Annotated in this window: 18 protein-coding genes; 7 read left to right on the top strand and 11 right to left on the bottom strand. The window is 39.8% G+C overall.

Translation table 11 applies throughout. From position 1 onward, the window contains the following. The first annotated feature begins 40 nt into the window (after window positions 1-40). The 3 genes from UABAM_RS15995 to UABAM_RS15985 all read left to right on the top strand — a co-directional run bounded on the left by UABAM_RS15995 (window position 41) and on the right by UABAM_RS15985 (window position 7,486). A complete protein-coding gene (locus tag UABAM_RS15995) occupies window positions 41-3,562 on the top strand; it encodes a protein kinase domain-containing protein (RefSeq protein ID WP_173013353.1) in 3,522 nt (1,173 codons plus the stop codon). Between the two features lie 136 nt (window positions 3,563-3,698). Next, window positions 3,699-5,645 carry a HEAT repeat domain-containing protein gene (locus UABAM_RS15990; RefSeq protein WP_151969012.1) on the top strand — a complete coding sequence of 649 codons (1,947 nt, stop codon included), beginning with the start codon at window positions 3,699-3,701 and terminating at the stop codon, window positions 5,643-5,645. A gap of 32 nt (window positions 5,646-5,677) precedes the next feature. Beyond that, a complete protein-coding gene (locus UABAM_RS15985) occupies window positions 5,678-7,486 on the top strand; it encodes a tetratricopeptide repeat protein (protein WP_151969011.1) in 1,809 nt (602 codons plus the stop codon). A gap of 57 nt (window positions 7,487-7,543) precedes the next feature. Here UABAM_RS15985 and UABAM_RS15980 read toward each other — a convergent pair whose 3' ends face one another. The 5 genes from UABAM_RS15980 to UABAM_RS15960 all read right to left on the bottom strand — a co-directional run bounded on the left by UABAM_RS15980 (window position 7,544) and on the right by UABAM_RS15960 (window position 12,913). Then, window positions 7,544-8,992, bottom strand: a complete 1,449-nt coding sequence (locus tag UABAM_RS15980) for a hypothetical protein (RefSeq protein ID WP_151969010.1) — start codon at window positions 8,990-8,992, stop codon at window positions 7,544-7,546. A 108-nt stretch (window positions 8,993-9,100) separates the two neighbouring features. After that, window positions 9,101-10,249, bottom strand: coding sequence for a glycosyltransferase family 4 protein (locus tag UABAM_RS15975; RefSeq protein WP_151969009.1), 1,149 nt, complete (start codon window positions 10,247-10,249; stop codon window positions 9,101-9,103). After that, window positions 10,213-11,199 (bottom strand): UDP-glucose 4-epimerase GalE, encoded by a 987-nt coding sequence (gene galE, locus UABAM_RS15970; protein WP_229759409.1) that lies wholly within the window; start codon window positions 11,197-11,199, stop codon window positions 10,213-10,215. Before galE ends, UABAM_RS15975 begins: the two co-directional genes overlap by 37 nt. Beyond that, complete coding sequence (locus tag UABAM_RS15965) at window positions 11,196-12,104, bottom strand: glycosyltransferase family 2 protein (RefSeq protein ID WP_151969008.1); 909 nt, start codon at window positions 12,102-12,104, stop codon at window positions 11,196-11,198. Before UABAM_RS15965 ends, galE begins: the two co-directional genes overlap by 4 nt. Continuing rightward, window positions 12,101-12,913, bottom strand: coding sequence for an FkbM family methyltransferase (locus UABAM_RS15960; protein WP_151969007.1), 813 nt, complete (start codon window positions 12,911-12,913; stop codon window positions 12,101-12,103). The genes UABAM_RS15965 and UABAM_RS15960 overlap by 4 nt, the downstream gene beginning before the upstream one ends. A 202-nt stretch (window positions 12,914-13,115) precedes the next feature. Here UABAM_RS15960 and UABAM_RS15955 point away from each other — a divergent pair, with 202 nt between their 5' ends. After that, the gene (locus UABAM_RS15955; protein WP_173013352.1) at window positions 13,116-14,918 is read left to right on the top strand and encodes an acyl-CoA dehydrogenase family protein; all 1,803 of its coding nucleotides are present in this window, start codon (window positions 13,116-13,118) and stop codon (window positions 14,916-14,918) included. Continuing rightward, window positions 14,918-15,826: a proline dehydrogenase family protein gene (locus UABAM_RS15950; RefSeq protein WP_151969005.1), complete on the top strand. Its 909-nt coding sequence runs from the start codon at window positions 14,918-14,920 to the stop codon at window positions 15,824-15,826. The genes UABAM_RS15955 and UABAM_RS15950 overlap by 1 nt, the downstream gene beginning before the upstream one ends. A gap of 165 nt (window positions 15,827-15,991) precedes the next feature. Here the strand turns inward: UABAM_RS15950 and UABAM_RS15945 are convergent, their stop codons facing one another. Continuing rightward, on the bottom strand, window positions 15,992-16,381 hold the full coding sequence (locus UABAM_RS15945; protein WP_151969004.1) for a hypothetical protein: 390 nt from the start codon (window positions 16,379-16,381) through the stop codon (window positions 15,992-15,994). A gap of 490 nt (window positions 16,382-16,871) precedes the next feature. Between UABAM_RS15945 and UABAM_RS15940 the strand changes: the two genes are divergently transcribed. Continuing rightward, window positions 16,872-18,302, top strand: a complete 1,431-nt coding sequence (locus UABAM_RS15940; protein WP_173013351.1) for an NHL repeat-containing protein — start codon at window positions 16,872-16,874, stop codon at window positions 18,300-18,302. A gap of 54 nt (window positions 18,303-18,356) precedes the next feature. Here the strand turns inward: UABAM_RS15940 and UABAM_RS15935 are convergent, their stop codons facing one another. The 5 genes from UABAM_RS15935 to UABAM_RS15915 form a co-directional block, all read right to left on the bottom strand. Continuing rightward, entirely contained in the window at window positions 18,357-21,011 is a 2,655-nt protein-coding gene (locus UABAM_RS15935; protein WP_151969002.1) for a DNA gyrase/topoisomerase IV subunit A, read from the bottom strand. Next, window positions 21,004-22,848, bottom strand: coding sequence for a DNA topoisomerase IV subunit B (locus UABAM_RS15930; RefSeq protein WP_151969001.1), 1,845 nt, complete (start codon window positions 22,846-22,848; stop codon window positions 21,004-21,006). Before UABAM_RS15930 ends, UABAM_RS15935 begins: the two co-directional genes overlap by 8 nt. Window positions 22,849-23,029: 181 nt before the next feature. Continuing rightward, on the bottom strand, window positions 23,030-23,815 hold the full coding sequence (gene cysQ / locus UABAM_RS15925; protein WP_151969000.1) for a 3'(2'),5'-bisphosphate nucleotidase CysQ: 786 nt from the start codon (window positions 23,813-23,815) through the stop codon (window positions 23,030-23,032). Continuing rightward, complete coding sequence (locus tag UABAM_RS15920; protein WP_151968999.1) at window positions 23,812-24,561, bottom strand: DNA alkylation repair protein; 750 nt, start codon at window positions 24,559-24,561, stop codon at window positions 23,812-23,814. Before UABAM_RS15920 ends, cysQ begins: the two co-directional genes overlap by 4 nt. 116 nt (window positions 24,562-24,677) lie before the next feature. Continuing rightward, window positions 24,678-25,307, bottom strand: coding sequence for an MIP/aquaporin family protein (locus tag UABAM_RS15915; protein ID WP_151968998.1), 630 nt, complete (start codon window positions 25,305-25,307; stop codon window positions 24,678-24,680). 199 nt (window positions 25,308-25,506) lie between these two features. Here UABAM_RS15915 and lpdA point away from each other — a divergent pair, with 199 nt between their 5' ends. Further along, a complete protein-coding gene (gene lpdA, locus UABAM_RS15910) occupies window positions 25,507-26,925 on the top strand; it encodes a dihydrolipoyl dehydrogenase (RefSeq protein ID WP_151968997.1) in 1,419 nt (472 codons plus the stop codon). Window positions 26,926-26,970: the final 45 nt, after the last annotated feature.

Here is a 26,970-nt window from a genome sequence, read left to right as displayed (position 1 = left end):
CATCATGTGTGCGAAATCGCTCATTATTTGTGAGATCATCATGGAAATAGAAAAATACCAACCACTAGAATTGATAAGTTCATGGGAAGGCGGTGTTTGTTACCAAGCCCACGATCAAGAAGAAAATATAGTTGACTTGCGTATATTTAAACACGGTTATTTCTCACAAGAAAGATGGCAATACCTAAGCAAAAAACTACTACGCCTGTACGCATTAGATCATCCTGCAGCTTTAAAAATCATTGATATGGAACTTGTTAGTTCGCCGCGTTTTCTTGCTTTTGAATTCTGTAATACAAAACCATTGCGAGAAATAGATATAAAAAAATGGGAATTATTGGATCGCATGCAATTTGCAACACAAGTTGTCGATTTGATAACAGAAGCCCATCGTTTAGGAATTGCGCACAACAATTTATCTATAGATACAATTCGTGTAACAAATGAGAATAACATAAAGGTTGATTTTGCACATAGATTGTCGATGCAACACGACACATCATCTTTTTTATCTCTAGATGAAGATACATACTCAATGGCAAATGTTTTATTCTGGATTTTGAGTGGTGGTAAAGAATTTAGTGAAGGCATAGACAAAGAAGATACCATTGAAAATCAATATTTTGCTGTTACACAATTTCATGATTTGTTTCACCTCACTAGTGAATGCATTCAACAAACCATAAATGTACAAATGCATGAGTTCAAAAAAGCTCTCCAACAATTTATCGCAGCGATCAAAAATATTACTCAACAAATGCAAGGACAAAAAACAGTCATTATTGACGACCTTGCCGATCATTCTCTTTTTGGCGGTGCAAATGCGGAAAACAATTTAAACGACCTAAAAAAGTTAGGACGCTTTGCCATAGAGAAGGAAATTGGTAGTGGTGGAATGGGTGTTGTTTACTTAGCCAAAGACACAATCGATGAAAGTACCGTAGCCTTAAAAGTAATTTCGGGCAAATGCGCTGCTGACAAAAACTATCTACAACGCTTCCATAAAGAAGCACGTCTGCTCGCCGAAGTCAACAATCCTTACGTTGCCAATATGTTGGAAATCAACCGTGAGAAAAACATTCATTACTTGGTGATGGAATTCATCGCAGGAGACAATGTCAGTAATTTACTAAAAAAACACCAAAAGTTAAGTGAAAAACAAGCTCTATGCATCATTGCAGACGTTATTCGCGCTTTGGCAATCGCCCACGAAAAACAGATCATTCATCGAGATATCAAACCTGCAAATATTATCTCTACCAAAAAAGAAATACTCACAGAAATAGACAATACTTCCGCGCAAAGTACCGCAACAAAAATATTTGCCAAACTTTCCGATTTTGGATTAGCACGTCATGTCATTGAAAACGAATCGCTTGACTTAACACAACCAGGGGCCATTCTCGGCACACCAAAATACATGTCTCCGGAACAGTGCGCAGGCAAAGAAGTAAGCATTCGTAGCGACCTATATTCCGTGGGGGCAACCCTATTCCATTTTTTAACAGGGCACCCTCCTTTTGAAGCAGATACTCCTTTTGCCATCATAAATAAACATGTAAACTCCCCTGCTCCCTCCATAAAGGAATACGATACAAACGTAAGCGATGGTTTGTGTTCCATAGTCGAAAAGCTATTGCGAAAAGACCCCGATGAGCGTTATCAAAATGCAAATGAACTTCTCCATGATATAGAAAATTTACTACGCGGCAAACCGACAAAACTAGTCATTCACCCACAACTACCTTCCGTAGATGACCCTGACGTACTTCATTTTGAATTCAAATGGCATTTAAATTCGAATGTGCAGCAATTGTGGCCACACGTATCCGATACCGAAAGAGTGAACAAAGCATTGGGGTTAGTTGCTCCCGAATATTCCTATTCCAAAACTTCGAGCAACAAACGCAAACTTCTTGCGAGAAATCGCAGTAAGGTATTCGCCTTAGAGTGGCAAGAGCACCCCTATGAATGGTTAGAAGAGAAACGTATGAGTGTATTGCGAGAATACAATTATGGCGTATTCAAATGGATGGCAAGTATAGTAGAATTTTACCCACAACAACAAGGAACACTATTGGTTCATAAATTTGTCATATCTCCACGAAATTGGTTTGCACGCATTTTATTAAATTATCAATTCAAAAAATCCATTTGCAAAAAACTACAGCTCATATATCAACGTATAGACCGTGTTTGTCAACGAACAAAAAATAAACAAATCATGAATGCCTTTGCCGAAGACAACGAATTACCAACAAACAAAAAAATACTATTGCGACAGCTCATGAAAAAAAGTTGCGATAATACGATTAGCAAAAACACGCAAGAACGATTTGCTCTATTTCTAGAAAAATCATCTGCGCAAGATGTTGCGCGTATTCGTCCACTAGCACTCGCACAACAACTGGAAGTCGAACCACAAGAACTGATCACTTTGTGCCTCAACGCTGCGGCCCAAGGTCTACTGACCTTGTTATGGGATATGATTTGTCCGCTATGCCGTATTCCCTCTGATCTAAAAGATACGCTACGCGAAATGAAAAACCACGGACACTGTGAAGCGTGTAATATAGACTATGAACTCGACTTTGCAAATTCGGTAGAACTGATCTTCCGCGTCCACCCCTCAATACGCGACAGTGACTTACAGGTCTATTGTATTGGAGGTCCTATTCATTCTCCACATGTCATTTCGCAAGTAAAATTGCGCGCCCAAGAACGTATGGAGCTTAACTTACAACTATTAGAAGGCGCCTATTTACTTCGATCTCCGCAGTTGCAAAAGCCTTGTCAGCTGCACGTTTCCAACAACAACACGACTTATCAACACAACATACAAATTTCTACTTTGGGTAACCGAGAATTACACTTACCCCTAGGAAAGCAATGTATACAACTTATCAACGACTTTGATGATGAAGTGGTCATTCGTTTAGAGCACACAGTTTCTAGACGTAAAACACTCACGGCTTCCTATGTCTCTTCTTTGCCTCTCTTTCGCAAACTATTTCCATCTGAGGTTCTATCCCCGCAGCAGTTAGTGGCTATTTCTAACTTAATTCTTTTTGCTGTCGACATCGATAATTCTGAACTTTTTTATCAACAAAAAAGTGATGCGGAGGCTTTTCAACAACTTTACAACTATCTACAACTTCTAGAACAACATGTCGCTGAACATTCAGGGGTGGTCATAAAAACGAAAAACGAGGGAATCATCGCGTCGTTTCCCGAAGTCGAAAAAGCGATTAATGCAGGTATTTTCCTACAAAGAAATTTACGTAAATCCAATTGCGAACTAATGGTAAGAGTAGCGGTACATCGTGGAGCGGCTATGGTCGCCACTATTAATAACCGCCTGGATTATTTTGGTTCGACAATAAAATCATTGGAATATTTATTAAAAGTAGGTAACACTGACGAGGTAGTATTTAGTCAAAGTATTGCGGAAGATCCGGTATTTACACAATTGATAAACAAACATCAATTGCGTAAAATTGTTCAAGAAGCGAAGGTACCTAGAACTAAGGAGTATATTATAAAGACACCTAGTTTGATTTAATACGGTCACGGTTACGATTACGGTTACGGTGACGGTCACGGTCACGGTGACGATTACGGTTACGAACGGTTACGATTACGGTTACGGTTACGGTTACGGTTGATAATACTGAATTTTGAAATGGAATGGAAAAAAGATGTTTAGATGTATCATCATCATGTTGAGTATAAGTTGCTTATTTGCGCAAGTCGAGACACTCAAAAAAGATATATATTTATGGCAGTATCAGCGTCAGGGTGTTGCAAAACTTCATTCTCTTCTGGAACATGAAAACCACAACATCCGCTTGTTGAGCGTTAAAGCCTTAGGGCAAATTCAAAATCCTAATTCGATTGGCAATATTGCCAAATGTCTCAAAGATAGTGATCAAAATGTACGAATGCATGCTGCGTTTGCTTTGGGGCAGATGTGGAATGAGGCGAGTGAACTGTTTTTGTTACAGGCTTTGGAAACTGAGAAAAGTTTGGCGGTGGTTAATATCATCATCGAAGCTTTGGGAAAAGTTGGTACAGAAAAAACTATCAAAAAATTCATCGAAATGTTTTCGCAAAAAAAATCACCACACACGGAAGCCATCGCATACAGTTGTGGTTTATTGACTTACCGGGGTGCACACAATGATTCCCTGATACGTCAATTGATTGCTTCTTCCCTGCGCTCTTCTGCGAAAGCTCGTGGTCATATTAGTTATGCTCTCATGCGTGCAAAGGAACCACGTACCGCAAATCATCTGTTACAATTACTTTATGATAAAAATCCTTACTGTCGTATGAATGCTGCGCGTGGAATCGGCTATATAAAGAATCCTAAAACCCTTGCGCACTTGTATGTGGCCATGAATGACAAAGATATGCGCGTTGCGGTAAATGCATTAAATGCTTTACGTAGTTTTTCTAGTGTTGATGTGACAAAGATTGTGCCGCTTGTTCACCATAAAAATCATCATATTTCTTTAACAACGATCGGTGTTATAGGAGATTTAAAACTTGATGCGCACCAACAACTACTCAAAATTTTTCCCGAAAGTGATGGCATCAAAAAAGGACAAATACTAGTTGCCCTTGCAAAAATAAAACCACAAGCCTGTATACAACAAATCGCATCGTTAGAAAAACCAAGCGTACTTTTACGAGCCAAAATTGCTGAGGCTTTAGGATTTATCGATAATAAGGCATCTGTTACTAAACTACGACAGATGCTAACAACAAAAAACAACTATATACTACAAATGGTTGTCGCATCTCTTGGTAAAATATCTTGTGACGATACCACTGAAGATATCGTCGCTAGCCTAAAATCACGAGATATGGCGGTGATTACCTATGCGGCAGAGGCTTTAACAAATAAAAAAGCATTGAGTACTATGCCACATCTTATTGAAATCTACCAACAACTAAGTACCCCAGATGACATTGAAGCAATGCAAGCAATTATCAATGCCGTAGGTAAAATGACCGATTCATCACACAAAAAAAGCATTGATTTTTTACAGCAAGTGGCCACTGATTCCCATCCATTGTTGTCAACCATGGCCCGAGAGTATCTCACTAAATTAAAAGTAACTATTCCCCCATCAACAAACACACCTAAAGTACCTAAAGTACTTTTTACCTACGAAGAGATTTGCAATTTACCAGATTTTACAGTAGAGGTCGTGACGAATAAGGGAAAATTTGTCATTCGTCCCAGTGTTGACGAAGCCCCGATTGCCGTGTATAACTTTTACCAACTGATCAAGAAAAAATTCTACCACAACCTCACATTTCATCGTGTCGTCTCCAACTTTGTCGTTCAAGGAGGAGATCCACGCGGTGATGGTTGGGGAGGTCCTGGATACAATATCCCTTGCGAATATAATATGCTACGCTACAAACGCGGAATGGTGGGAATGCCGCTTGCTGGAAAAGATACGGGAGGATGCCAATTGTTTATTACACATTCACCACAACCGCATTTAAATGGGAAATACACTATATTTGGTGAAGTAATCAACGGAATGGACGTTGTTGACTTAATTCATACAGGGGATACGATTCGCGAGATGAATATTATCGTACATAAACAGCAAAACAAAACAAAATAAAACAAATCAAAACAAAACCAACAGGAGAAAAAATGAAATCTTTTTTAATCACAATATTTTTTGTGTCTGTTTCTTTCATTTTTACTGAAAGTCACTGGTACAATGTGTATAACAACCAGAAACAAAAAATAGGTTACGCTGTATCGGAAACTTCATCGACACCGAAAGGCTTTACTTGTTCCGAAAAAGTGTTCATCTTAAACGGCAATGATTTTATACTTGCTGACTCCTCGGAAGCCAAACTAGATAAGAAATATCGTCTACTCAGCATGACAAAAAAAAGTCCACGAAAAAATTACACCTACACAGTAGACGTACGTAAAAGAGTCATGTACGTAAAATTGGACACAGGTAAAATATCCATCCCCTTCAAAGGGGTCATTTACTCTAATCTAAATGGTAAAGAAGCAAAAGCGTTAAAACTTCTAAAAAAAGGACGTAAAGCAACTATACAGGTCGCCGAAAATGGAAAACTTGTCAAATACACGGCACGTACAGTTGCTCGTGGTAGTTTAGTGCATGGCAATGGCAAGGTTACTGTTTATGTTATTCAAGTAAGTTCTTCCGGACAAACAGGGCGTATGTTTGTTTCAAAAGATGGTGTTATGTACAAAATGAAAGTTGCTGGTGTCGAGCTTAAGAAAGTCACCAAAGAACAGGCTCAATCCGTCGGCGACATCCATTCTTCATCTGATAAACCGAGTAACAGTAGTAACCTGGGCAGCAATTCGAACAATATTCCAAAAGTTGCCAGCATTTCACGCGTTGATGGCAGCGGCGTTAACTGGTCAAGAGTAACAAAACACCCAGAATTAGATCAAATAGGACAGCGAGTCGAAGATGAATGTAGTCTTGGACAAGGGCAGTACTTAAACTCCATCGTTGATATTAACGCCTTGGCAAATACTGTTACGACAAACATCGGAGTAACAGGTGCTGAAAAAGCGCAATACGCAATGCAACTGCGTTCTTCGTTTAACTTTGGAACTACAATAGCCGGCGTTGTCACCCAAGGCGGATCATATAAGTTTTTGCGCTCTTCCAGTAATCCACAAGGGCTTCTATTTCGTTTAATCGACCCAAGAGGAGCATTAAATTATCATTATTATAAAATGACCAAGGCAAGTGGTCAGTGGAAATACACCGATATATATGTCTATGCAACGGGAGAAGACGTTACAACCTCTATGTCAACAGCCATTTCATTGGTAACTCAAAAATTGGGCTTTTTTGATCGCGTGATGGGGGGAGAAAGCGACGCACAAAAATTTGTACAAATGACCCAAGCAAGCCGCCAAGGCCAGTATTACAAGGTAGAACAAATATACAACACCCTGTCAGCAAAAGCCCAAAAGGCCAAAATTTGTTTAGTTGTAAGAGCGAAGGCCGCCTCACAATTGGGCACAGAGGTCTATCAAAAAGCTCTACAAGTTTACTTGAAGCACTTTCCAAACGAAACGGATAGTAATTTGATGGCGCTGGATTTTTATTTTTTAAGAAAAGAATTTAGCAAAGTTTTGGTTTCTGTAAACAAAGTAGATCAAGTAATTGATGATCCCTATCTAAATATCTTTCGTGGTAACGTATACATAGAAATGGGTGATAACAACAAAGGAAAAGCAGCGTTCAATAAAATTCTCGACGCAGAACCGGATAATCGCATGGCATACTTTTCCTTAATAGGAGTTGCTCTCGAAGAAAAAGATTACCCTTCGATAACACGTTACTTAATTGCAGCGGAACAAAAGGCGGGTATACAATGGTCTTTGGACAATGTACCTGAATATGCTGGTTATGTCGCTTCACCTGAATATCAAAAATTCTTAAATCGCGGTAAATAAGCAGAGTATGGAGTGTAAAATCACACTCCATATTTTATTTACAACACCTGGAAATATTTATTTAGATGTTAGTTCAAAAATAGGAATAATACCGCCTCCTGCGCTTACATTAATCACTTTTGATTCTGAAATTCGCCCCAGGCACCCAACGTATTTTCCTTTAAAGATATAAGGGTTTACATTGAGATTTTTCTTCTCCAATACGACCTTATTTCCACGCAGAACAGGAAACTCATATTCAGGTATATCTACGGCCTCTTGGACAATCCACCATGGGCAACCAATCGCAGACTCCACAGCACCAATCCATTCATCTTTAGGGGTTACCTTGCCCACATATACATCATACCCCCCTGCCCCGGCGGTAGGTTTCAAAACCAGTTCTTCTTGATGATTAATCACATACTCTTGCAAGGCAACATCGCACCCTTCTTTGGATATGGTAATCGTTTCGTCCATTTTCCGTGTCCACGGTACGTATTTTTTGATACACTCCGCCTCTTCTTCCGTAAAATAATGATGGTTTTCTTCATTCGTAATAAAAGACAACGCTTCTTTATGAGAAGCAATAAGAGCACGAAAGTGATTTACACAACAAATATTGTTATCGCGTATTGCCGCGAGGAAATCTTTCATTTCGTTGGGGAAACGCTTAAAAAAAGTAAAACGAAGTGTCAAATTCACAATATCAAAAGGAACATTACCCGAATATAATTTCTTTTTGCGATATTCAAAATCGCGTGCATCAACGAAGTTAGTTTCAATGCCGTTTTCAATCAAATAATCGCGAACAATTTCATCGTCAGAACCAGCGAGAAACTTCTTGAAAGACACCAAAGCAACTCGTGGGTTACTTTTCTTTCCTCCCCACTCCTTGTAGCAAGAAAGTAAACTATCCTTTAGTGCGCGTAACATTCGACGTTCGCTAGGTGGCGCAAATTTATTAATCAAATCACTATAAATAGTGTGTTTGCGAAAAAGTTCTTCGGAAATATCACTCCACCCACGTCCACCTGGATTGTCAGTGTTAAATTCGATAAACTTCAAATTTTTTCCATCAAAAATCGCATCATGGCGGTTCAAAATGGTTGGTTTTTCATATCCAGAATCCCAGTTAATCCACTCTTTCGGGATATCGGTATAAGGAAAGTAAGAAGCGACATACTCATCTTCAAAATACGCTTTGGTAACCTTATCGAGAATGCGATCGAGTTGTTCACCCACATCGGCAATCAGTCGCATAGACTCTTCTTTTAAAAACAGCGGGGAAATCGTAATGGGAAGTATTCCTCCCTTACCACCGTAACAGCAACGCTTTTTTAAAAGCTGTTGCATGAAATGCTTACGCTCCTTGATCATCTTTTCAGGGTTTTTCATCATCCATTCAATAGTTTTTTCTTCTGCTTTGTGAAAGGAATCTTCTAACACCGCTTTATCAACAACTTTTTTTTTGGCAGTAGATTTCTCTACCTTCGCTTTAGAAGACTTTTTGGTACTTTTCGCCATTTTATTCTCGCTGAATGAAATCCAATAAAATTTTTTCGGGCACAACACCCACAAAATTCCGAATACTTGCACGTAAATATATCAATTTACATAACGGTAGCAAATGATTTATTGAAATAAATCGCGATGTTTTTCACACACCACTTTCCAAGAGAGATATTTGGAGAAAAAAGAATAGGCACTTTCTTGTATTTCTTGACGAAATGTTGCGTCGGTGTATATTTTGTTTAGATGTTCGATTAAGGTTTGCGTACATAGATGTTTCAACAAAATGGCACCACTTTCGCGACACAAAATACTGTCTGTCAACTCCCCTTTGTTGCTCACAATCACTAACGAATTGGCAAAAGCAGCACACAAGGAGCCACTGTGCAAGAAAATCCCCTTTTCTGGAAATTCCCAAATAAGAAAAATGTCAGACATGGCCAAGTATTTTGCCGCAGTATCTGCGGCAACATAACCCGTAACATGAATGTGTTCTTGCATCCCTAAACGAACAATTTCATCGTAAAATGGTTTACATTTTGCACTTTGATAGCTACCAACAAGTAGTATTTTCCACGATATTTGTTCTGAATCTAGCTTTTTTAGCGTCGGCAAAAGTTCGTGATTATTGCGAATATTACCAAAAATAGCAAAGAGTAAGTCGCATTCTCCAACGGTTTGTCTGCGCAACTCTTGTAAAATATTTTCAGGAAGGGAACATGAGGGAATGTTACTACCAAGATGAATCAACTGCGTGCGCTTTTCCCCTAAAAATTTTGCGACACATTCGTTGCTGACAATAAGATGATCACTCATGCGGCAAATAAAATAGGCAATGAAACGTTGTGCAATCGCAACACACAATTGTTTTATTCTAGGAGAAATTTCGATGGCGACTTCATGAAAAAAAATAGCCTTTTTCCATGCGCGCAATCGCCAGAATAGAACACACAAATAAAAAGGCATTCCCTTTTGATGATACAAATACGGTACATATTGCAGTAGTATTTGTTGCGGAGAAAGCTGTTGTATTTTGTCAATAACAACTTTCATTCCCCTTAAATTCCAAGTGTCCACAATTGGAAAAACGTCGACATTGTCAATTTTTTCCAATTGGGAGTTTACCGAAGTAATGATAGACACTTTCATGTCGCGATACTGCGCTAAATGTTTCGCTAAATTGTATGTATAGTCCGCTACACCGCAATTACGAGGAGGAAAACTTCGACAAATAATCAACAAGTGTAACCGTTGGGGTTTTGGATTTTCCACAACCACGCACTTTCCATAATTTTTTCGATACACGAAAACTTCGGTTCCCATCCGAGTACTTTTTTCGCCTTTGCAGCATCGGCAACAAGTAACGGAGGATCTCCCACTCTTCTCTCAACAAACTCAACAGCAATGTGCTTTTGTGTTACTTTCTTGGCAGCATTGACCAAATCCATAATGGAATACCCTTGACCATTGCCTAAATTTAACGCTTGCGATGTACCTTGTTGCTGCAAATATTCGAGAGCGGCGATGTGTGCGCAAGCCAAATCATAAACATGTATATAATCCCGGACGGCAGTACCATCGCTTGTCGGATAGTCACTACCGTTTATACATAAAACGTCTTTTTCCCCCTTGGCTACCGCCAAAATATTGGGAATGATGTGTGTTTCAGGTTGATGAAATTCGCCATGTTGCTCCGTGGCACCACAAGCATTAAAGTAACGCAAGGCCACATAATTCAAATCGTAAGCGTATGCATAACTCTCAAGAACTTTTTCAATGGTCAGTTTACTCCAACCATACGGATTTATAGGGGCAAGTGCTTCGTTTTCGACAATCGGCAACTGCGAAGGAATCCCATACACGGCGCACGACGAAGAGAACACGATTTTATCAATTTTTTTACTCCGTAAAGTATCGATAAATTGTAAACTGCTCGAAATATTGTTCTCGAAATAAATATGTGGCGAAACTACGGATTCTCCGACATACGCGTATGCAGCAAGATGTATACACTGTGTGATGTTGTGTTCATCTATAATTTTTTTTACGAGTTCGTGATTCTTTATATCTCCACGATAAAAGGCACAACCTTTTGGTACTGCCCCTTCATTACCACGCGACAAGTTGTCCAGCACCACAAAATCTTGTTTTTGTCTGTTGAGTAACTCAACAATGACACTTCCTATATACCCAGCGCCGCCTGTAACCAAAGTTGCCATCATGCTCTCCCATAGATAGATTCATATCCACACCAAACTTTTTTGAGCAGTAGTTTTCGCGATTTTTTTTTGTCTTTCAATATTTCTCGATCTTTGTAAAGAAAGATCCCCAATGAACACAGTAGTATGTATTCCGCTAAGTGCCGCAAAAATAAAATCGGATGGAGTATATATTTTGTAGGTAATAATTTATGCTTATCTAAAAATTTATAACGGTTGCGGTAAAAACGCAGTACCCTTTTTGCTGTGCTTTGAGGGCTACCTCCACCTACGTGGAAAACACGTAAATCATTTGATATTTTCAAACGCCATCCCTTCAACCGCAAACGCATAAAAAAATCAATATCCCCGTCTAAAAAGTCAAAACTCTCATCAAAGCCATCAATACTAAAAAAAGCCTCGCGACGGATAACTACACCGCAAGAGTAGCAAACAAATGGTGCATTTTCTTTGCGTTTCCCTCGCAACTTTCCATAAATCTTTTGTCCGAGAATTAGTCCCCAGCAGTTGGGAACTCGTTCATGATTTCCTGTCACTTGTCCTTTCTCGTCAACAAGGTGAAGGGACATCGCCCCTAAAGAAGGGTCTTCTACAAAATTTTGCGTTAACGTCTCAAAAATGTTCATAACCGGATATGCATCGCTATCCAAAAGCACAACTAAGTCTTCACGAATGTACTGCATACCAATATTCACAGATGCGACATAACCACAATTTTTCTCATTACGAACCACCTCAACCATCGAGGGAAATTCTTTTTGGCAAGTATGTGTAGACGCGTCGTCAACAATAACGATTTTTTCAATGCGATCAACACCATATTCATAGATCTTTTCCACACAACGATGTGTAAATTCCCAGGTGTTGTAATTTGTAATAAGAACGGCGATTGATAGAGGACTACTCATGGCAACTCCACATGTTGATTTCGGAGAACTATTGTATTTTCTCCTTGCATGAAATGTTGATAAGGACCGTATTTTTTTAACGCGCAGTAAAAACTTTGTTTACAACCAGGCACCATTTGTTCATGGAGTTCAATAACAATTGCCCGCGTATGTTGAATCCAATCCGTGTTTTCCGAAAAAACTTGCTTTTCGGCTCCCTCGATATCTATTTTACAAATATCGATTTTTGGCCACTGTAAAGAGCGTAAAATGTCCGGAACTGTAATACTTTGGATATTTGACTGCGGTACTTGTGACACGCGAAAGGCGTATTTTTCATCAGAAGGGTTGTCGATTTGCAAACACGCAGTTGTGTGCCACAAAGCATTAGGTAAGACTTTTATTTTTTTATGTTGCCGTATATTTTGTCGCAAAATTTCCACATTGGAAATTTCTGGCTCAATACACACAATAGATGCCTCAGGATATTTATGTGCAAAAAAAAGCGCTGCATACCCAACATTTGCCCCGGCATCAATAATGAACTGTGCTGACTCCACACAGGAAAGTGCATACTCTTCGAGGATAAATATTTTTTCGAAGGTAGCGACATCCGAAGTTCTTGGACGTATAAAGACATGTTGTTGTAGCAAAGGTACAAAAACGCCAAACTTTTGCCTCCTTACCGCTAAAGATACAATACATTTACTTGCATTTACAAAACCTAGTTTGCGAAAGTACTTTAACTTAATCCATTTACGATAAAATGCCCGCCACATATTGCGCAATATCTTTTTCAGTTTCTCAGGCAGAATATTTTTGTAATTCAAATTCGTCACAGGCCTTTAAAATAAATTCGACACCAATTCCCATGTTAATACGTTTATGACTACCTAATATACTACAACCATAAAAATATGTAAATAAAAAGCCTCCGATTTTACAGAGCCCTCTCTTCACTGTTTTGCATTGCATCTTGTCCACATTTTAGATAAAATGAAAAAAAAACAATGTACATTTAGGATGAGAATCATGAGTACAGCAACCCAACCTGTTGAAGATGTCAAAAAAACGTCGCTACAAAACAAAGACCAAAACCACAAACAAAAGAAATCACTACCCAGTTTTATGAAAGCGGCATTTTCCGGAAGAATAGATCACAAGCTAATCTTTCCATTTCCCGAACCTTCGAAAGAAGAATTAGAAGAAATGGACTCTTTTCTTCAAGAATTTGACAAATTTTGCAAACAAAAAATAAACGCAATGCAAATCGACGAAGACAGCAAGATTCCACAAGAAGTCCTCGATGGCTTAGCCGAATTTGGGATATTCTCCTTAACGGCTCCCGAAGAGTACGATGGACTAGGAATTTCGAACGTTTTCTTTTGCCGCTTTATGGGGCTGATTTCTCGTCACTGTGCTTCCGTATCAACAACATGCGGTGCGCATCTTTCCATCGGTAGCAAGGGTCTTTACCTATTTGGAACCGAGGAACAAAAACAAAAATACATACCCGGAATTACCAGTGGCGAAACAATCGCCGCATTCTGTCTAACAGAACCACAAGCAGGTTCCGACGCCCATAGTATTCGTACTACCGCAAAGCTCTCTAAAGACGGAAAACACTATGTCTTAAATGGAGAAAAAATCTACATCACCAATGGCGCTTTCGCCAATTTCTTTACCGTATTTGCCAAAATTGCTTCGGAAAACGAAGAAGAAAGTGGTTTTACCGCCTTCATTGTCACACGCGACATGGGAGGAATCACCAACGGCAAGGAAGAGAAAAAGCTGGGTCTAAAAGGCTCCTCTACCACACCAATTGTCTTTAACGATGTACAAGTACCTGTAGAAAACGTTCTTGGCGAACCAGGCAAGGGATTTAAAATTGCCATGGAAATACTAAACCTTGGACGTCTTGGTCTTGCCGCAGCGTGCGCTGGTGGAGTCAAGCGCTTGGTAGATGAAGGTGTTCGCCAAGCCGCAGAGCGAAAACAATTCGGTTCTCCTCTGAGTTCTTTCGGACTCATACAAAAGAAAATTGCCCGTATGGGCGCTTTATGCTATGCAATGAACAGCTCTGTACTTTTAACCGCAGGACTAGCTGACACCAAAGAAATAGACTTTTCTATTGAGTCAGCCATTTGCAAAATTTTCACCACAGAGTCCACATGGGAGATTATCAATGAAACCGTACAGATATTTGGAGGAAACGGTTTTATTGCTGACTTCGAGCTAGAAAGAGCGCTACGTGATACAAGAGTGAACATGATCTTCGAAGGAACCAATGAAATTTTACGTCTGTTTATTGCCTTGACGGGAATAAAGGACTTCGGAAACTACCTCAAAAACGTTGGGAAAGCTCTCAACAAACCCCTGAAGTCGATGGATGTTATCATCGAATATTTATCGACAAAAGTAATTCGTTCCATTGCCAAAGAAAAATTCGACAACGTGAATTCTCTACTGAGTACCGAAATAAAAGTTGTGGAAAAGTACATTGCTCTTCTAAACCACGTCGCGGAAAAGCACATCAAAATGTATAAAAAAGATATCATCCACCAACAGTTTCTACTAGAGCGTATGGCGAATATGGCGATTTACATTTATGTTCTCGCCGCTTGTATCAGTCGCATTGATACACAAATGAAAAAAGGCAAAACCGCCGAAGATCTCAAACATGACCTTGAGTGCCTGCGCATGTTTGGAGAAATGGCAAGAGAACAACTTGAGTATAACTACAACGGGATCAACAGTAACTATGATGATTCTATTACTAAAATCAGTAACCATATGTGCGAACAACAAAAATATCCATTTAAGGTTTGGGATTAATGAGACTTTTTAATTCACTTGTTGCTCATACATTGCCCTACGTACCAAAATCAATTGTGGGTTTGGTATCCAAACGTTACTTGGCAGGGGAGACCATTGCTTCGGCCATGGCAACTGCCAAGGCGTTAAACGAAGAAGGGGCGGTATGTACCATTGATTTATTAGGTGAATTTGTCACATCAGAATCGGAAGTACAAAAAACCATTGCTCTTTACAAAGACATCATCACCAAAATTCACGAAGAAAAAGTAACTTCGAGTATATCGCTAAAACCCACTTCATTTGGCGCGCTTATCGATCGTGAACAATGCGCAAAAAATATCTACGATTTGGTAGTCTTTGCCAAAGAAAAAGACGTGCAGGTTACCATCGATATGGAAGACCACCCGTATACCGATTTTACCCTAGAGACATACGATAAACTGCGTAAAGAATTTCCCCAACACATCCGAACAGTGGTGCAAGCTTATTTGAAACGCACATTGCCAGATGTCAAAAAGCTCGCAGAATCCGAAAGATGCTGCTTGCGCTTATGTAAGGGGATCTACGACGAACCAGCAGATATTTCCTATAAAGATCGCAATAAAGTCAACGAAAATTATTTGGCAATATTGCGGGTAATGATGGAAAAAAAGAGCTATGTTGGTATCGCCACTCATGACGACTACCTAGTTTACAAAGCGTTTGAAATGATTGAGGAATTTTCCTTGACCGAAAAAGACTACGAATTTCAAATGTTATTGGGGGTTCGTTCTGAATTGCGCAAAGAAATTCTCGGCAAAGGGCATCCATTGCGCATCTACATTCCCTTTGGGGAAAAATGGTATGAATATAGCTTACGCCGCTTAAAGGAAAACCCTAACATTGCAGGCAATATCATAAAAGGCGTTTTGACTTTTGGACGATAGTCCTTGTGTGTTGATTCATAAACTCATAGGTGGATTTGTTCATTGTAAAGTACATCTGTATTGATTTGAGGGAACGGGCGGACACTAGTTCCGCCCCTACATTTCCACCTTGTTTCCATGGTTGTATAAAAAAAGGCATGTGTTTGACACACATGCCTTTTTTTGTTATTCGATCGCGAACGCCAGACTTGGTACCTTCTTGCGGTGGATCACCGTCGATATCTCATAGCGCAGTCGTCCACTAAAACGCGCTAGCTCACGCTGCACTGCCTCGATAGAATTGCTTCCATTCGTCACAATTGTTACCAAAAGCCGCGACGTATTTGGTGCAGGGATCGCTTGTTTTGCGTACAAAGAACTCACCAGCTCGCCATCAATTTCGGCAAATGCCAAATTAATTGCCTGCACAACTTGACTACAAAGTTGCTTATTCTTGCGGTGTATTCTCTTACGCCGACTATTTTTATCGCGTTTTTTATACTTACGCGGATCGACACCGTCACCTTCACAAATGACAGCACAACATTTCAATAAATCTCTTTGCGATTTTTCCATGAATTTCTCCAGTAGTTTTTGAATTCTATTATTTACCGAAGCCCGTCCATGTTTCGTCGCTATTTGATATAAGTCACACCAATAAAATAGTTTGTGTTTTTTTCATATGTATAAAATCTTTGAGGATGCCATACATTTATATTTACTAGCATAACAAAAAATGCTATACTGCGGAATAATAAACATAAATATAATCACTATAGTGTTATAGACATATCATCAATTAAGCAACAACCAGACACACAACATGCAAAGGTACTTATTGTTATTTTTGGTGAATCGAAAACCACAATTGTAAATAAAATATCAAAAAACAATATTTTTGTTTTAGATTTTTTCTTTCATATTGTAAAGAGTTATGGGTTAGGAATTTAACACAGAAGCAAAAGTCCATTTAATTGATGACGAGTCCTAATAATAACGTTATTTATTCATAAATAAATTCCTATCTGGCAACTCGCGAGGTCAGATTAAGTTTATGGAGGGAAACATGTTTCCAACTAAATTACGCTTCTTCACTATCATGCTAATGATGGCCGCTTTGATTTTAGTCGGCTGTGACGGTGGAGATGGCGGCGATAACAATGATGACAACAACAATGGTGTTGGTAATATTGATGCCAACTTCGGTAATGCTGGAGTATTACTTGTAGAAGCACAAGGTCAAGAAATTGTAGAACCTGAACAAGATGCTCAAAACATCGCGGCACAAAACCGCAACGAACAACAACGTCGTGAACTACTTTTTGCCAACCGTATTAATGATTTGCAAAGAAGACCGAACGACCGTTTTAGAGCTGCAGGTGACGACATTCTTGAAGCAGTTGATTTCAACGCAGCACAAAACAAAATTGCCTATGCTGGTATCACTGACACAGTAATTACAAAGGTAATGATTGCGGTAACAGACGTGAATGGTGTTTTAGACGTTACTTTTGGTGGTGACGGAAGAGTTGCTATTGACGCAGATGCCGCGAACATCGGTGACATTGTCGTCAACGGTGTTGTAATGCAAGATGATGGTAAAGTTACCGTAGTAGGTACTCGTACACAAGCAGGTAACCAAGATGTTCTTGCTGTTCAAGTAAATGCCGATGGTACAGTTGACAACACTTTTGGTGTCAATGGCGTTGCCGCTTTCGCTAACCTAGAAGGTGGTGCAAACCAACAAGACCAAGGTAACTCTGCTGTTTTAAGTGGTGGTAATATCGTCATTGGACGTTCAGGTACTTTTGACGGTGCTACATTCAGAGCTGGTATTTTAATCATCGACAATACAGGTGCCGTAGTAAGTAACTTTTCTAGTGGAGCCGACAATTCCACGTGCCTAAACGCAACGGTTGACGGTAATGGAAAACTTATTGGTGTTGGTGCTCGTGCCGCAGGTTCGCAAGTTTTCAGATTAAACGCCGATGGTACAGCCGACGCTACATTTGATGGAGTTGATGGCATCATTGAAGTAGCGGGTAGTGATTTTGTTTCTGTGGTAACAGACGCAGCCAATAATGTGATCATTGCAGGTCGCGATCAAGCAACTACAGACACTTTCCTTACCAGAAGATTGGATGTTGGTGGTGCGATAGACGCTGCTTTCAACGGTGGTGCAGACCTAGTATTTGAACCTAAAGTAGGTGGCGACAACCAGTTTGGTACAGACGTTTTTCTACGTGGTACACAAATTGTAGTCGTTGGTGGTGGTGCTGCTGGTGGAGATGTATTTGGCTTCGTTACTATTCTAGACGCTGCAGGTAACATAGTCAGCACTTTTGAATCAGAAGGTATACTTGATGATGACGTCATCAATGAAGACTTCAAGGAAGGCTTTGTTGAGCCCGCTTCTAACCGTGTTGTCGCAGTAGGACAAGCTGTTGAAGATGGTCAAAATACATTTGACGGCGTAGGTATACGCGTGATCGACTAACTTTATACCAAATAAATTAAGTGATACTTTTTCAAGTATCACTTAATACAAACCTTAGAACATCGCCATCTGTTCGTCAGACTCATTCTGTTCCTTGTCCTTATCCTTCTCTTTTTCTTCCTCTTCCAACTTCTGCTGCTGCTCTTTTGCTAACAACTGTTTTCCCTGTTCTTCCTCCAGAGGCTGTATTTTCAGTAATTGATATGTACTTAAACGGTTTCCTGTGGCTTTCCATCCCTTAATGGCAATAAATTCCACCAAGTCAATCACCTCATCTACAAGTTTACGTGGACGCTTGCGCATATAACTCACCTGTACATAAGGATGTGGCTGTGTAAATATGTGCAGTAAACGCGATTCACTATGAGTGGTGGTGATTTGCAGTAGTTTTCCAGAATGTTCCTCTTCGAGCTTGAAACGCTTCACGAATATTTGCTTCTTGTTTCCGTCGTGGTGAATGACTGTAAGCGGGTTTGCTGGGTTAAATTTTTCGATTAAGTATACGTCTTTGTACTGAAAGTCTAGTTGATAAGGAGAGATTTCGACACAGCCATTGTTGTAAAAAATAAGTAGTAGATCTTCGGCCAAAAATTCTCCCAAAAAATCGCCACGTTCTTCGTTGTTTACCTGACCAATGGGTTCATCAAACCACAGCTTTGTCGGTCCAAAAGTCGATTTTCCTTGGCTCTTTTGCGTCACGCGGGTGACAGGATATTTTGTCACCAAATTTCCATTAGCACTGCGACCCTTTACCGCCAATTCCTCGAACTCAAAATCAATTGTCTTATTGCGCGCTGTTGCCTTGGGGTGCAAATGCAAAGTAACCGTTTCGGTTTCGCCATTGGGATTCACGGTAAAATACAACACGCGAGAGCCTTTGGTTCCTTTAGTAAGGTCATATTCCTTGTCGCGGGTAATGGCCGTTACATTGAAGCGTTTTGCTAAAATACGCCCGCCGGTACCATCGCGATACACCATGTTATAGACACGACGTTCGTCGTTCTTTTTCCACACGTCAATATGGATAATATCTTTACCAACAAAAACCTTATCGGTAATGCGTACTACCTTAAAAATACCGTTTTTCAAAAACACAATGATGTCGTCAATGTCAGAGCATTCACAAACAAACTCATCTTTTTTGAGTGACGTCCCTAAAAAACCGTCTTTGCGATTTACATACAGTTTTTGGTTGGCCACCGCCACTTGTGCCGCTTCAATCGTGCTAAAACTCTGCATAATCGTCTTGCGTTCGCGACCTTTACCGTATTTTTTCTTCAACGACTGGAAGTAACGAATGGCGTAATTTTTTAAATTGCGTAAATGACGCTCTATTTTTTCAATTTCGGTTTCTAGACTACGAATTTGCTCTTCGGCTTTGGTATGATTGAATTTTGATATACGCTTTATTTTTATTTCGGTGAGTTTCACAATATCATCATTGGTAATCGGCTTATGTAACTGATCACTAAATGGTTGTAAAGCGTTTTTAATACAAGAAATTACTTCTTCCCAGGTTTCGCATTCTTCAATTTTGCGGTATATCTTTTTCTCGATAAAGAATTTCTCTAACGACGCAAAGTGCCACTTTTTCTGCAACTCTTTCAAAGAAACCTGTAGTTCTTTCTTGAGAATTTGCACCGTGTGGTTTGTCGACTTTTCAAGTAAATCTTCCACACTCAAAAATAGAGGCTTGTCTTCGTATATGATACAGCAGTTGGGGGAAATAGAAACTTCGCAATTGGTAAAAGCATACAAAGCATCCACCATAATCTGCGGTGCAATGCCCGAAGGAAGTTCGACAAGTATTTCCAACTCTCGTGCGGTATTATCGATAATTTTTTTTATCTTAATTTTACCGTTGTCATTGGCTTTAACGATCGAATCAATCAAAGAAGATGTGGTAATTCCATAAGGGATACTGCGTATCGCCAAGGTTCTTTGATCCACAACATCAATGTCGGCACGTACGCGAATTTTTCCACCTTTTTGTCCACCATTGTAATTGCTAAAATCAGCTTTTCCTCCATGAGGAAAATCAGGAAAAATTTGTACTTTTTGTCCGCGAAGAATATTGCAACTCGCATCGAGTAGTTCATTAAAATTATGCGGCATAATTTTGGTGGCCAGCCCTACTGCAATCCCTTCAACGCCTTGTGCCAAAAGTAAAGGAAACTTCACCGGAAGATTGATCGGCTCTTTACGTCGTCCATCATAGGAAACCTGCCATGAGGTTACACTGGAGTTAAACATCACTTCTTTGGCAAAAGGAGTCAAACGCGCTTCGATATAACGTGCGGCAGCCGCAGGATCTCCAGTACGTGTATCTCCCCAGTTTCCTTGAGGATCAACAAGAAGAGTTTTCTGACCAATATTTACAAGCGCATCATTGATTGCAGCATCTCCATGAGGATGGTACTGCATGGTGTGCCCAATAATATTTGCCACTTTATGATAGCGACCATCGTCAATTTCATTCATTGAGTGTAGAATACGTCTTTGTACAGGCTTGAGACCATCTTCAAGAGAAGGAACCGCACGTTCTAAGATCACATATGAAGCATAGTCCAAAAACCAATTCTCGTACATATTCTCTAAATGCGATTTAGGTGGTATAAAATTTTGTGGGGCCTCACTCTCATTTTGTGGCTCATTCTCATTTGTTTTCGCTTCGTCTTCATTAGGTATTGGTTCGTTTTCATTAGACATTGGCCACATCCTTTTCTACTTTTAGGTTATCGATAATAAAACGCTGGCGATTCGGGGTATTTTTCCCCATATAGTAGTCAAGGGTTTTGTCAACAGGAGTATTGTGGTTTAAGATAACAGGCTCTAAGCGCATATCTTCACCGATAAAACGCGAAAATTCATTGGGTGAAATTTCTCCCAAACCTTTGAAACGCGTAATTTCAGATTGCTTCCCGAGTTTTTTAAGCGCTTGTTGTTTTTCACTTTCACTATAGCAGTAAATGGTTTGCTTTTTGTTGCGTACGCGAAACAAAGGTGTTTGCAGAATATACAAGTGACCATTGCGTACCAATTCTGGAAAAAATTGCAGAAAAAAAGTGAGTATGAGAAGACGAATGTGCATACCATCGACATCAGCATCTGTGGCAATCACCACGTTGTTGTAACGCAAATCTTCAATGCTCTCTTCAATATTAAGTGCATGTTGCAACAAGTTAAACTCTTCGTTTTGGTATACAATTTTTTTGGTCAAATTGTAGCAATTGAGAGGCTTCCCACGCAAACTGAAAACTGCCTGAGTTTGAATATCACGCGCTTTGGTAATCGAACCACTCGCCGAATCCCCCTCGGTGATGAAAATGGTGGTGTCGTAACGCCTGTCTCCACGGCGGTTATTTAAATGCACCTTACAATCGCGTAGTTTTTTATTATGCAAGTTGGCTTTTTTTGCTCTTTGATTTGCCAGTTTGCGAATACCCGCCATTTCCTTTCGTTCACGCTCTGACTGCATGATTCTTTTCAATAAACTATCTGCTGTTTCTTTATTTTTGTGCAGATAGTCATCAAGTCTTTTCTTCAGGAAATCGTTAACAAAAACACGTATACTCGCGCCCTTCGGGGCAATTGTCAAAGAACCAAGTTTTGTTTTTGTTTGTGATTCAAATACCGGATCTTGAACACGTATACTTACCGCTGCTGTAATTGCTTGACGCACATCAGAAGGATCAAAATCTTTTTTGTAAAAGTCGCGCACTGTCTTCAACAATGCCTCGCGAAACGCCGACAGATGTGTTCCCCCTTGTGTCGTATACTGGCCGTTGACAAAAGTATAATATTGTTCTCCGTAATGACTACCGTGTGTCATGGCGATTTCGATATCATCACCTTGCAAATGAATAATAGGGTAACGATGGGTTTCCACCTCGGTTTTTTTGGTCAATAAATCAAATAAACCTTTTTTCGAATGATATTTTTCACCATTGAATAAAATGCTTAATCCTGCGTTTAAATACGCGTAATTCCATAGCAGTCCATCGAGATGCTCGGGAATAAAACGAAAGTTTTTGAATATTTCGTTATCAGGGATGAAGGTGATTTGTGTACCATTCGCTTCCGTTGTTTTGGTTTTCGGAGGGTCGCTAATGAGTTGACCGCGGTGAAATTCCGCCATTTTTTCCTTACCGTCGCGAATAGAACGCACACAAAAGTAGCTAGATAGCGCATTGACCGCTTTTGTTCCCACTCCATTCAGTCCTACGGATTTTTGAAACGCTTTTGAGTCGTATTTCCCACCTGTGTTTATTTTGGCCACGCAATCGACGACTTTTCCTAGAGGAATTCCACGCCCATAATCGCGCACAATGACTTTTTCATCGGAAATAGTTACTTCAATCTTGGTTCCGTGTCCCATCATGTATTCGTCAATACAGTTGTCTATCACTTCTTTTACTAGGACATATATACCATCATCGGGGGAAGAACCACTTCCTAATTTGCCAATGTACATTCCTGGACGCATGCGAATGTGTTCGCGCCAGTCTAAGGAACGAATATTCTCTTCTGTATATTTGACTTCCATAATACCACATTCCATTAAATAAAAACGATTCTAACGTTTTGGTAGAACCAGCGTAAAATAAACTAGGCGGCACTACGCCGCCTAATAAGCTCTATAAAACTAATACAATTTAGGTCAAATTTTGTGACCACTTAATCATACAATAATGTACGTAAAAATGCAAGTTTCTAATACGGTTTAACTACGGATTAATCATTTTTTTCGCATAAGCGATAAACGAAGGAATCCTCATATCTTGACCGTTATTATACACAATGTCCTGATTATTGGAAACGCAAACCGTTCGCCCACCTGCTTCGCGAAGTATGATATCCGCTGCCGCAATATCCCATTCCATCACAGGTGACAGACGAGGATAGAGATGAGCTTCCCCTTCGGCCAAAAGCATAAACTTCAGAGAGGATCCCTTTGCCAAGGTCTGCGGATTGTTTAATTTTGCAATATACTCTTTTGTTTCTTCGTTTAAGTTTGACCGCGAACAAACAACACTTAAGTTTTCATCGCTCATTTTAAATTCTTCACAGCACAGTTTTTGAACCCCATCTTCTCCCTCACAATAAGCGCCTTCGTTTAACTGTGCCCAATACGTCTTTCCCGAAACGGGAATATGTATAACTCCCAATATGGGCGAACCTTGCTCAATCAAAGCAATATTGACCGTAAATTCGCCATTTTTTTTGACGAACTCTTTTGTACCATCTAGTGGATCGACTAACCAAAATCGCGTATATTTTTTGCGTACTTCATAATCGACGGCTTCATTTTCTTCACTCACAATTGGTATGTCAGCGTAGTTCTCTTGCAATTCTTTCACAATATAATCATTTGATAAGCGGTCGGCTTTTGTCAAAGGGCTACTATCTTCTTTTGTTTCGACAGCAAAGTCTTCACTATTGTACACTTTCAAAATTTGTTGTGCAGCACCAATTGCAATTTTTTTTATCAACTCTATATCTACTGAACTCATCGCGATTTTTTCCTAAAATTTTTTCGTTGTTCTTTTAGTTTTTCTTTCACATGGGACGAAACTTTCTCCACCGCCGCCGAAAAAGCAACGGAGGATATGTCATTTAAATTTTTTTCCATAAAATCTAAGGTTGCTTCTGGATATACATTTCCCACTTCGCGCAACGTCCATCCAACGCCTTTTTGTACATAATAGTCTGTATCCTTCAACAACTTCTTCACCAAGGAGAAGATCTTCGTTTTGGCGATTACCTTTTGCCGCAAGGTACTATAAAATATCAAACTAACAACAGACTGCCGACGAAACCATGGATTTTTTGCGCTATTCCACTCTTTTAACACAGGATATACCTTCTTTGGATTCTGTTCCAGCAAATGTGAATAAAAACGTGATAAGCGATCAGAGTGCTCCCAGTTATCTACCCCATCCAACCATGAAGAAAACAAAGACCAATGCTCATCATAGTTGATTTCATTCATTTTTTTTTCGTAATAGAGTATTGCCTGTATTTTTACATCAAAAACGCTAGATTTATTCCATATATAGTCCCAAATCTTCATGATTTCTCGTGGCTTCTTGTCGTAAAATGAAAACGACTTATTGATTTTTTTTAACTCGGGAACTGTCAAACCAATCACCGTTAATTGCGTGTTGTATATAGATTTTCTTTTCTGAGCTTGCGCATCAGGCACAGATTTTACCCCACACACCTTAGTGTAAACTTCGGTTAAATATTTTTTACTCATTTTGAACCTGAAATAAAGATTTAGATACCGTAGCGCATACTATTTTCGCTACTTGGGCATAATTACAAACTATTAGTTACGGATAAGTTACCATCTTAACACATCGTATTTTTTACTCAAGATGTAAATTCTTCGCTATTAAAAAAGCGAAATAAAACAGCAGATAATATTCCACCGGCAAGTGGTCCAACGATATAAATATATAAATTTCCCCATGATGCACCGTTATTCAATGCGTCCATAAAAATAGGCCCCAAACCAACCGCCGGGTTAAAAACAGCTCCAGAAATTTTTCCCACACAAAGAGCCCCGGCCGTTACAGTAAGTCCAATGGCTAAACCATAAATATAATTTCCATCCAGTTTTTTTGTTGTTGCGACATTCAAAATGACTGTTACGAGTAAAAAAGTAAATAAAATCTCTGCAACCATCGCTTGAGAAACAGTTACTTCAGCTCCCGGCTTAGGCACAAATGCTTTCCCCGTCATATAGTAACATATTGCTGCGGCAACAAAAGCACCGGTAACCTGTGCCAAAATATACAAAACGATATCTTTTATCTGTAATTTTTTACTGCGCATCCATATTGCAATTGTCACAGCAGGGTTATAGTGGGCCCCGGATATATATGCCCCCATATAGATAAGCGCTGTTAACATTGCTCCTATCGCCCAAGGATCTCCCGTTAATCCAATTGCCAAAACTAAAAACATCGTACCAATAAATTCCATTGCGTAACTTCGCATGCTTTCTCCTATCAAAATCGATTCCACTTTACCGTAGCAAAAGTGTCGTAAAATGCAATGACTTTTTTACCATATAACACCAGTACTGCTGAGGTAAGATACAAAAACGTAAGAATCACATTGATGCTCAGTTCAAGTTATTGTAAAATTACCGAAAAATACAAATACGTTAGTTTCACTTACCGCGCTAGGAGAAAACATGGCGGAAAAAATAGTAGATACCTTGATAATTGGTGGTGGCCCTGGAGGCTATGTTGCCGCAATTCGCCTTGGGCAACTGGGTGTCAAAACGTTGGTCGTGGACAAAGACCGGGCTTTTGGTGGAGTTTGCCTCAACTGGGGATGCATACCATCAAAATCATTAATTCAAATGGCAGGCGCCTACGATAAGGCACAAAATCTCTATCCTAAAATGGGGGTAATGGTAGACAGCGTCTCGGTCGATTGGCCGAAAACCCAACAGTGGAAAAATTCCATCATACAGACTTTAACAAAGGGAATTTCAGGGTTACTAAAAGGCAATGGGGTTGACCAAATATTGGGAACAGCCACATTAACATCTGCTTTTAGTGCCGAAATTGAGGCACAAGATGGTGAAAAGCACAGCGTAAAGTTTAAAAATGCCATTATCGCCACAGGCTCAAGACCACGAACAATACCCGGATTTGAGTTTGACCACGAGAGCATTTTAGACTCCACAGATCTTTTAGAACTTATGGAAATACCCAAGTCACTTATTTTAATTGGCGGCGGAGTCATCGGCCTGGAGTTGGGTACCGTATACGCAAAACTAGGTGCAAAACTAACGGTGATCGAAGTGATGGATCAACTTCTACCCAATATTGTTTCAAAAGATGTTGCGAACGTTGTACATAAGAAGTTGAAGAAAAAAGGTGCGGACATTCATCTCAACGCCCGTGCGAAATCGTGGAAAAAAGTAGGAAAACAAGTCGAGGTTACCTTCGAGTGTGATGGAAAAGAGCACACAGCTCAAGCCGATTTTATTAGTGTTGCTGTAGGACGTAGCGCAAATGTAGACTCGTTTGGCGCGGAAAAAGCAGGCATTACTATCGAAAATGGCTTTATCAAAGTCGACGACCAATTGCGCACCAGCCAAAAACACATTTTTGCGATAGGTGACGTAGTTGGCCAACCAATGTTAGCTCACAAAGCTTCCAAGGAAGGTGAAATTGCCGCAGAAAATATTCATGGCGAAAACTACTCCACCGACGACATTCAGGCAATTCCAAGTATCATATTTACTGATCCAGAAATAGCAACCGTCGGTGTCATCGAAGACAAGGCACAAAAAGACGGCTTATCATTCAAAACAGGCAAATTTCCTTACGCCGCTTCCGGACGAGCGCGATCTACAGGTGAAACAGATGGTTTTGTAAAAGTAATTGCCGAACAGGAAAGCGAAATAGTTTTGGGAGTAGAAATGGTCGGAGGTCATGCTTCAGATCTAATTGCAGAAGCGGGATTGGCCATTGAAATGACCGCAGAGCTAGACGATCTATCTCTAACCGTACACCCTCACCCAACACTGGGAGAACTTATCATGGAAGCTGCGAAGGTTGCCAAAGGCGAACCGATACACACGCTTCCTAAAAAATAACACGCATAAAATTTTATATTTAATAAAATGCGTTACAGGGCGGAC

The organism is Candidatus Uabimicrobium amorphum, from assembly GCF_009002475.1.
Classification (GTDB): domain Bacteria; phylum Planctomycetota; class Uabimicrobiia; order Uabimicrobiales; family Uabimicrobiaceae; genus Uabimicrobium; species Uabimicrobium amorphum.
The sequence above is the reverse complement of the archived record's forward strand: the minus strand, read 5'-3'. Positions and strand labels throughout refer to the sequence as shown.

What these genes read in the sequence shown, in the direction of transcription:
- UABAM_RS15995 (WP_173013353.1), top strand. Translation starts at nt 41, where the DNA reads ATGGAAATAGAAAAATACCAACCACTAGAATTGATAAGTTCATGGGAA.
- UABAM_RS15990 (WP_151969012.1), top strand. Translation starts at nt 3,699, where the DNA reads ATGTTTAGATGTATCATCATCATGTTGAGTATAAGTTGCTTATTTGCG.
- UABAM_RS15985 (WP_151969011.1), top strand. Translation starts at nt 5,678, where the DNA reads ATGAAATCTTTTTTAATCACAATATTTTTTGTGTCTGTTTCTTTCATT.
- UABAM_RS15980 (WP_151969010.1), bottom strand. Translation starts at nt 8,992, where the DNA reads ATGGCGAAAAGTACCAAAAAGTCTTCTAAAGCGAAGGTAGAGAAATCT.
- galE (WP_229759409.1), bottom strand. Translation starts at nt 11,199, where the DNA reads ATGATGGCAACTTTGGTTACAGGCGGCGCTGGGTATATAGGAAGTGTC.
- UABAM_RS15965 (WP_151969008.1), bottom strand. Translation starts at nt 12,104, where the DNA reads ATGAGTAGTCCTCTATCAATCGCCGTTCTTATTACAAATTACAACACC.
- UABAM_RS15955 (WP_173013352.1), top strand. Translation starts at nt 13,116, where the DNA reads ATGAGTACAGCAACCCAACCTGTTGAAGATGTCAAAAAAACGTCGCTA.
- UABAM_RS15950 (WP_151969005.1), top strand. Translation starts at nt 14,918, where the DNA reads ATGAGACTTTTTAATTCACTTGTTGCTCATACATTGCCCTACGTACCA.
- UABAM_RS15945 (WP_151969004.1), bottom strand. Translation starts at nt 16,381, where the DNA reads ATGGAAAAATCGCAAAGAGATTTATTGAAATGTTGTGCTGTCATTTGT.
- UABAM_RS15940 (WP_173013351.1), top strand. Translation starts at nt 16,872, where the DNA reads ATGTTTCCAACTAAATTACGCTTCTTCACTATCATGCTAATGATGGCC.
- UABAM_RS15935 (WP_151969002.1), bottom strand. Translation starts at nt 21,011, where the DNA reads ATGTCTAATGAAAACGAACCAATACCTAATGAAGACGAAGCGAAAACA.
- UABAM_RS15930 (WP_151969001.1), bottom strand. Translation starts at nt 22,848, where the DNA reads ATGGAAGTCAAATATACAGAAGAGAATATTCGTTCCTTAGACTGGCGC.
- cysQ (WP_151969000.1), bottom strand. Translation starts at nt 23,815, where the DNA reads ATGAGTTCAGTAGATATAGAGTTGATAAAAAAAATTGCAATTGGTGCT.
- UABAM_RS15920 (WP_151968999.1), bottom strand. Translation starts at nt 24,561, where the DNA reads ATGAGTAAAAAATATTTAACCGAAGTTTACACTAAGGTGTGTGGGGTA.
- UABAM_RS15915 (WP_151968998.1), bottom strand. Translation starts at nt 25,307, where the DNA reads ATGCGAAGTTACGCAATGGAATTTATTGGTACGATGTTTTTAGTTTTG.
- lpdA (WP_151968997.1), top strand. Translation starts at nt 25,507, where the DNA reads ATGGCGGAAAAAATAGTAGATACCTTGATAATTGGTGGTGGCCCTGGA.